Source organism: Streptomyces palmae (assembly GCF_004684805.1).
Lineage (GTDB): Bacteria > Actinomycetota > Actinomycetes > Streptomycetales > Streptomycetaceae > Streptomyces > Streptomyces palmae.
Genome location: NZ_SRID01000380.1, coordinates 1 through 6,555, shown reverse-complemented (window position 1 = coordinate 6,555; position 6,555 = coordinate 1). Strand labels below are relative to the sequence as shown.

At 75.2% G+C, this 6,555-nt stretch carries 5 protein-coding genes; 4 read left to right on the top strand and 1 reads right to left on the bottom strand.

Going from position 1 to position 6,555, the window contains the following annotated elements:
- From E4099_RS27160 to E4099_RS27145, 4 genes are all read left to right on the top strand, one after another.
- Positions 1 to 834 (top strand): alpha/beta hydrolase (locus tag E4099_RS27160; protein ID WP_135341766.1); only part of this gene is annotated, 834 nt, incomplete at its 5' end.
- On the top strand, positions 827 to 2,059 hold the full coding sequence (locus tag E4099_RS27155) for an acyltransferase family protein (RefSeq protein WP_135341765.1): 1,233 nt from the start codon (positions 827 to 829) through the stop codon (positions 2,057 to 2,059). The genes E4099_RS27160 and E4099_RS27155, both read left to right, overlap by 8 nt.
- A gap of 127 nt (positions 2,060 to 2,186) precedes the next feature.
- A complete protein-coding gene (locus E4099_RS27150; protein ID WP_135341767.1) occupies positions 2,187 to 3,497 on the top strand; it encodes a sensor histidine kinase in 1,311 nt (436 codons plus the stop codon).
- Entirely contained in the window at positions 3,497 to 4,177 is a 681-nt protein-coding gene (locus tag E4099_RS27145) for a response regulator (protein ID WP_135341764.1), read from the top strand. Before E4099_RS27150 ends, E4099_RS27145 begins: the two co-directional genes overlap by 1 nt.
- Positions 4,178 to 4,437: 260 nt before the next feature.
- Here the strand turns inward: E4099_RS27145 and glgB are convergent.
- Positions 4,438 to 6,555 (bottom strand): 1,4-alpha-glucan branching enzyme (glgB, locus tag E4099_RS27140; RefSeq protein ID WP_135341763.1); only part of this gene is annotated, 2,118 nt, incomplete at its 5' end.

The following is a 6,555-nucleotide window of genomic DNA, read 5'->3' as shown; positions in this document are numbered from 1 at the left end:
CCGCTGCGCGCCGCCACCCCCGCCGCGTTCGCCGAGCGGTACGCCGCCACCCGCCGCGACATCCGCGCGGCCGAGCGGACGGCCGCCGGCCACGGCGACCACCGGCGGGCGGCGGCGCTGCACGTCATGGCCGACCCGGCCCGGCACTTCCTGGACTTCGACGGCCGCGACGGGGGCCGCGCCGCCGAGGTCTTCGGCGAACTGCCCCGCGCCGAACGGATCGCCGTACTGGTGCCCGGCTCGGACACCGGACTGGAGCGGTACGGGCGGCTGCGGGCCGGGGCGCTCGCCCTGCGGCGGGCACTGGGCGGACGGTGCGCGGTCATCGGCTGGCTCGGCTACCGGACCCCGGGCACGGTGAGCCCCGAGGCGGCGACCGACGCCCGCGCCCGGCAGGCCGCTCCCCAACTGCGCCGGTTCGTGGCCACGCTGCGCGCCGCCCGCCCCGGCGCCCGGATCTCGCTGCTCTGCCACTCCTACGGCTCGGTGGTCTGCGGCCGGGCCGCGCCCGGCCTGAGGGTGGCGGACCTGGTGCTGTACGGCAGCCCCGGCACCGGCGCCGACTCGGTCGCCGCGCTGCACACCCCGGCCACCGTCTGGGCCGGCCGGAGCGGCGGCGACTGGGTGGCCGCGGTACCGCATCTCCGGCTCCACCTCCCCTTCACCACGCTCGGCTTCGGCACCGATCCGGTGGCACCGCGGTTCGGCGCGCGAATCTTCGCGGCGGGCGACGGCGGCCACAGCGACTACCTCAGACCGCACTCCGTGGCGCTGGCGAACATCGCCCGGATCGTCACCGGACGCCCCCTTTCCCCGGCGGGCCGCCATGCGTGAGCTGGCGCGGCGGATCGAGGCCGGCACCCCGCCCGACCGCGACCGCGCGATGGACGCCCTGCGCGCCCTGGCCATCCTGGGGGTGGTGCTGGGGCACTGGCTGGTGACCGCGCTGGTCGTGGACAGCGGCACGGTGCGCGGCGCCAGCCCGCTGAGCCGGATGCCCGCGTTCACTCCGGTGTCCTGGCTCTTCCAGACCCTGGCGGTGTTCTTTCTGGTGGGCGGGCACATGGCGGCGCGAAGCCTGGCGGCGGCCCGGGACCGGGGCACGGGATACCGGCGGTGGCTGGGCGCCCGGCTGGCCCGGCTGTTCGGTCCGGTCGCCGCGCTGCTGCTGGTGTGGACGGTGGTCGCGGGCGCGCTGCTGGCCTCGGAGGTCGACTACGAGAGCGTCTACGCGCTGGTCAAACGGGCCGTGTCGCCGCTGTGGTTCCTGCTGGTGTTCGCGGCGCTGACCGCGGCGACCCCCCTGGTGGCCCGGCTGCATCCGCTGTGGCCGCTCGCCGTGGTGTTCGGCGTCGACCTGTTCCGCTACGGCCTCGGCACGCCCGAGGGGTGGGACTGGATCGGCCGGCTCAACGTACCGGCCGGCTGGCTGGTCCCGTACTGCCTGGGCACGGCCTGGGCGCGAGGCCGGCTCACCGGGCGTGCCACCGGCCGGCTGCTGCTGGGCGGGGGAGCGGTGGCCACCGCGGCGCTGGTGCTCCGCGCCGGCTACCCGGCGTCCATGGTGGGGGTGCCCGGCGCCCGGATCTCCAACCTCGACCCGCCGACCCTGGCCGCCACCACCTTCGGACTGGCGCAGTGCGGCGCGGCCCTGCTGCTGCTCGGACCGCTGCGGAGGGCGCTGCGACGGCCGGTGGCCTGGGCCGCGGTGGCGCTGGTCAACCTCGCCGCGATGACGGTCTTCCTCTGGCACCAGACCGCGATGATGGCGGTCACCGCCCTGGGACTGCTGGCCGGCGCCCCGCTGCCCGGGCTGCACACGGCGCCGGACGGGCCGGGCTGGGTGCTCGCCCGACTGGCCTGGCTACCGGTGTTCGCGGCGGCACTGCTGGTGTGCCTGGCGGCCTTCGGGGCGTACGAGTGGCGCTCCGCCGCTCCTGGCCGCGGCACGGTGGTCCGGCGGGGACACGGCGCGGGTCCCGGGTGCGGTGCGCGGGCCTCGCAGGCGCGGCCTCCCGCCCGGGGGACCGCGGTGCTCGACGGGACGGACGGTGCCTGAGATGCGGTGCGCCGGTGACCGATCGCACCGCCGCCAACGCCCCGCGGAGGGCCGCCGATCGATGAGACTGCTCGCTGTGGAGCGCGTACGGAAGGGGACGTTGGTGCGGACGGGGGCGGAGGGCGCCATGGGGTGGCTGCCGTGGCTGAGGAGGAAGGGCGTCCTGAGGCGGATGGCGGCCGCGGTGAGGCGGACGCCGCGCGCCCTGCGCGAGGACCTGTGGACGGTGGACCGCGATCCGCTGCCGCCCATGGGCGCTCCGGACTGGCCGGTGTGGCGTCCGGTGCTGGTCTTCGCGGTGCTGCTGGCCGCCCTCGTCGTCGGGGGCGTCGGCGCGAACCACCTGGTCGTGACCTACCGACTGGGGCGGCTCGGGGTGCTCCTCGGCCTGGTCCAGGCGGCGGCGCTGGTGGCGGCGCTGTACCGGCCGGTGCCCGCCTGGTGGATGGCGACCGGCAGCATGGCCGCCGCCGCGCTGCTCCACGAGTCCCCGACCGGCGCGCGCGTGCTGTACCCCTGGACCGGCCCGGGGATCGCCGCCCAGGCCGGGGTGCTGCTCCTGCTGGCCCTGCGGGTCCGCCCGCGGGCCGCGATCTCGGCGCTGTCGGTCAGCGTGCTGATCGGTGCGGCCCTCGCCCTGCCGCCGACCGGGATCCACCGGTACGACTCGGACCTGGACCTGGCGGTGCCGGTGCTGGCCACCGCGGTCCTGGTCGGTGCCGCGCTGCGGGGCCGCCGGGTGGCCCGTACCCAACTGGTCGTCCAGGAGGAGCTGACCACCGAGGAGCGGACCCGGCGCACCCTGTTGGAGGAGCGCAACCGGATCGCCCGCGAACTCCACGACGTGGTCGCCCACCACATGTCGGTGATCTCCATCCAGGCCCAGGTCGCCCCGCACCTGGTGGAGAACCCTCCCCCGGAGCTGCGGGAGAACCTGGCCGGCATCCGGGAGCACGCCGTGGAGGCGCTCACCGAACTCCGCCGGGTGCTCGGCGTACTGCGCTCCGAGGACGCCCGGTCGGACGGCACCCGGCACGCCCCGCAGCCCACCTTGGACCGGCTGGACGAACTGGTGGGCAAGGTGCGCGCGGCCGGGCTGGCGGTCGCCGTCGAGACCCGCGGCGAGCGGCGCCCGCTGCCGCCGGGGGTGGAGCTGTCCGCCTTCCGCATCGTGCAGGAGGCGCTGAGCAACGTGCTGCGGCACGCCCCGGGCGCCTCGGCGCGGGTGCGGGTCGACTACCGGCGGGCCGGGGTGGCGATCCGGGTCGCCAACACCGCGCCGGCCCTGGCCGCCGCCCCCTCGCCGGGCATGGGGCACGGGGTGCTGGGCATGCGCGAGCGCACTGCCATGCTGGGTGGGGAGTTCGCCGCCGGGCCCACCCCGCTCGGCGGCTACGAGGTAGTGGCAATGCTCCCGGTGGGGCTGGAGGACGACTGATGACCATCCGCGTGCTGATCGCCGACGACCAGATGATGGTCCGGCAGGGCTTCACGGTGCTGCTCAACGCCGAGCCGGACCTGGAGGTCGTCGGCCAGGCCGTGGACGGCAACGACGCGGTGCGCCAGGTCGCCGAACTCGCCCCCGACGTGGTGCTGATGGACATCCGGATGCCCGAGCTGGGCGGCATAGAGGCGACCCGGCGCATCACCACCCACGGGCCGGACGGCCTGCCGGCCGCGGTCAAGGTCCTGGTCCTCACCACCTTCGACCTGGACGAGTATGTCTACGAGGCGCTGCGCGCGGGCGCCTCCGGATTCCTGCTGAAGGACGCCTCGGCCGAGGAACTCGCGCACGCGGTACGGGTGGTGGCCGCCGGTGAGGCGCTGCTCGCCCCGGCGGTCACCAAGCGGCTGATCGCCGAGTTCTCCCGGATGAGCCCCGCCCCGCGCACCCCGCTCAGGGACCGGGTGGGCGATCTGACCGAGCGCGAGACCGAGGTGCTGTCCCTGATCGCGCAGGGCATGTCGAACGCCGAGATCGCCGCCCGGCTGGTGCTCGCCGAGCAGACCGTGAAGACCCATGTAAGCCGGATCCTGGTCAAGCTGGGGCTGCGCGACCGCACCCAGGCCGCGGTCTTCGCGTACGAGACGGGGCTGGTGCGCCCGGCCGGCTACTGACCCGGCCGGGGCACCGTACGGGCCGAGCCCCGCACCGGCCTCCTCCTGCCCCGCGCGGCGCGGATCCGCACGGGCCGAGCCCGCGTGGCCCGAATCCGCGTGGGCCGTACCCGCGTCGGCCGCCCCGCTGGGACCGTGCCCGCCCCGCCCGGACCCGCACCGGCCGGCCTGCTTTCGCCAAGCCCGTGCCGGCCGAGACCACCGGCCGAACCCGCGCCGGCCGACCCGGATGGGCGGAACCCGCGCGGGCCGGCGCCGGTTCAGGCGGGGCGCAGCCAGAGGGTGGCCAGCGGGGGGAGGAGCAGCGCCAGGCTGTTCGGGCGGCCGTGCGCGGGGACCGGTTCGGCGGCCAGCCGGCCCGGGTTGCCCAGGCCACCGCCACCGTAGGACCGATCGTCGGTGTTGAGCACCTCCCGCCAGGCCCCGATGCGGTCGGGCACCCCCAGCCGGTAGCCGTGCCGCACCACCGGCGCGAAGTTGCTGACCGCCAGCAGCGGTGAGCCGTGCGCGTCGAAGCGGAGGAAGGCGAAGACGTTGTCCTCGGCCGCGTCCCCCTCCACCCAGGCGAAGCCCTCCGGCACGGTGTCCCGCTGCCACAGCGAGGGCGTGGTGCGGTAGCGGTGGTTGAGGTCGCTTACCAGGTTCCGCACCCCCCGGTGGTCGCCCGCCGAGTGGTACGAGTCGTCCAGCAGCCACCACTCCGGCCCGTGCTCGTGCGACCACTCGGCTCCCTGCGCGAACTCCTGCCCCATGAACAGCAGCTGCTTGCCCGGATGGGCCCACATGAAGCCCAGGTAGGCCCGGTGGGTGGCGCGCCGCTGCCACCAGTCGCCGGGCAGCTTGGAGACCAGCGCACGCTTGCCGTGCACCACCTCGTCGTGCGAGATCGGCAGCAGGTAGTTCTCGCTGTACGCGTACACCATGGAGAAGGTCATCTCGTGGTGGTGGTACTTGCGGTGCACCGGCTCGTGCGCCACATAGCCCAGCGAGTCGTGCATCCAGCCCATGTTCCACTTGAGCCCGAACCCGAGCCCGCCGAAGCCGCCCTCGCCCCGGTGGTGGGTGGGCCGGGTCACGCCGTCCCAGGCGGTGGACTCCTCGGCGATGGTCACCACGCCCGGGCAGCGGCGGTAGACCGTGGCGTTCATCTCCTGGAGGAAGGAGACCGCGTCCAGGTCCTCCCGGCCGCCGTGCGCGTTGGGCGTCCACTGGCCGGGCTCGCGCGAGTAGTCCAGGTAGAGCATCGAGGCCACGGCGTCCACCCGCAGCCCGTCCACATGGAACTCCTCGCACCAGTAGACCGCGTTGGCGACCAGGAAGTTGCGCACCTCGGTGCGGCCGTAGTCGAACTCCAGGGTGCCCCAGTCGGGGTGCGCGGCCCGGCGCGGGTCGGCGTGCTCGTACAGCGCGGTGCCGTCGAACCGGGCCAGCGCCCAGTCGTCGCGCGGGAAGTGCGCGGGCACCCAGTCCACGATCACCCCGATGCCGGCCTGGTGCAGGGCGTCCACCAGGTACTTGAAGTCGTCGGGGGTGCCCAGCCGCGCGGTGGGCGCGTAGAAGCCGGTGACCTGGTAGCCCCAGGAGCCGCCGAAGGGGTGCTCGGCCACCGGCATGAACTCCACATGGGTGAAGCCCAGCTCGCGCACGTAGTCCGGCAGCTGCTCGGCCAGCTGCCGGTAGCTCAGCCCCGGCCGCCAGGACGGCAGGTGCACCTCGTACACGGACAGGGGCGACTCGTGCACCGGGACGCCCGGGCGGGCGGCCATCCACTCCTGGTCCCGCCACCGGTGGTGCGAGGCGTGCACCACCGAGGCATTGGCCGGCGGGCACTCGGTGCGCCGCGCCATCGGGTCCGCGCGCCGGGTGCGGCTGCCGTCCGGCCGGGTGATCTCGAACCGGTACAGCGCCCCCTCGCCCACTTCGGGCAGGAACAGCTCCCACACCCCGCTGCGCCCCAGCGAGCGCATCGGGAAGGCGGTGCCGTCCCAGTAGCAGAAGTCGCCGATCACCCGTACCCCGCGGGCGTTCGGCGCCCAGACGGTGAAACGGGTGCCGACCACCCCCTGATGGGTCATCGGCCGCGCGCCCAGCGCCCGCCACAGCTCCTCGTGCCGCCCCTCACCGATCAGATGCAGGTCGAAGTCGCCCAGCGCCGGAAGGAAGCGGTACGGATCGTCCACTTCCAGCTCGCCCCCGTCGTACGCCACCCGCAGCCGGTACGCCGGCACCTCGGGCAGCGGCAGCACTCCGGCGAAGAAGCCCTCGCCCTCGGAGCGCAGCCGGGCCCGGAGACCCCCGGCCACCACCGTCACCGCCAGGGCGAACGGCCGCAGCACCCGCACCAGCACCCCCTCCGGCACCGGATGCGCCCCCAGCAC

What these genes read in the sequence shown, in the direction of transcription:
- E4099_RS27150 (WP_135341767.1), top strand. Translation starts at nt 2,187, where the DNA reads ATGGGGTGGCTGCCGTGGCTGAGGAGGAAGGGCGTCCTGAGGCGGATG.
- E4099_RS27155 (WP_135341765.1), top strand. Translation starts at nt 827, where the DNA reads ATGCGTGAGCTGGCGCGGCGGATCGAGGCCGGCACCCCGCCCGACCGC.
- E4099_RS27145 (WP_135341764.1), top strand. Translation starts at nt 3,497, where the DNA reads ATGACCATCCGCGTGCTGATCGCCGACGACCAGATGATGGTCCGGCAG.